The sequence below is a fragment of the Corallococcus terminator genome, from assembly GCF_003611635.1.
Lineage (GTDB): Bacteria > Myxococcota > Myxococcia > Myxococcales > Myxococcaceae > Corallococcus > Corallococcus terminator.
Window position 1 is genome coordinate 1 of sequence record NZ_RAVZ01000731.1, and the last position, 940, is coordinate 940.

Annotated in this window: 1 protein-coding gene; it reads left to right on the forward strand. The window is 77.6% G+C overall.

Annotation, left to right across the window (positions count from 1 at the left end; genetic code table 11):
* A partial coding sequence (locus tag D7V88_RS41840; protein WP_120545989.1) for a tetratricopeptide repeat protein occupies nt 1-902 on the forward strand: 902 nt, incomplete at its 5' end.
* Nucleotides 903-940: the final 38 nt, after the last annotated feature.

Consider the following 940-nt stretch of genomic DNA (forward strand, 5'->3'; position numbering starts at 1 on the left):
CCCTGCCCCGCCTGCTCAAGCCCTGGCTCGCCCACGCCGTGGAGGCCCGCGCGCCCCAGACCCCCTCCCTGCCGACGGCGCCGCTCGCCGGGGAGCCCTCGCTCGCCACCGCGCCGCGCCTCATCGACCCGCACGAAGAGGCCGCCCCGGCGGAGGCCCCGTCCCCGGGGGATGCGCTCGCGCTGCCGCACGTGCACGCCCGCCGGGTGGACCACGTGGCCCGCGCCCAGGGCCTGCGCGAACTGGGCGACCTGTCCGGCGCCGTGACGGAGCTGCGCCGCGCGCTGCATGACGACCCGGGCGCCACCGACGCCCTGGCGCAGCTCGCGCGCACCGCCCGCCTCTCCGGGGACACGGCGCTGGCCCTGGACGCCTACGCCCGGCTGGCCCAGGCGGAACCCACCGACGCGGGGGCCCTGGTGCAGCAGGCACGGCTCCTGGTGGCGCAGGGGCGCTTCACCGACGCGGTCCCCGTGGGGGAGGAGGCCCTCCTGCGCAATCCCGAGGACGCGGAGGTGTACCAGGTGCTCGGCCGCGCCCACCTGGGCGCCAACGAGCTGTCCTCCGCCATCCTGCGCTTCCAGCAGGCGGTGCACCTGGATCCGGAGCACGGCCACGCGCTCAACAACCTGGGGTTTGCCTACCTGCGCGCCAGCGACAACGCCCGCGCCGTGGAGGTCCTCACCCAGGCCGCGGCCCTGCTGCCCCACGTGGCCTACGTGCAGAACAACCTGGGCGTCGCCTGCGAACGCCTGGGACGCCTGGAGGAGGCCCGCGCCGCGTACGCCGCCGCCACCCGGCTGTCGCCCCGCTACGTGCAGGCCCGGGTCAACGCCGAGCGCGTGGCCCGGGCCGACCCTGGCCTGGCCCTGCCCCAGGCCCCTCCGCCCGCCGCTCCGTAGGGCGGGCGACCAGGAAGCCGACCCAGGAAGCCCTCTTC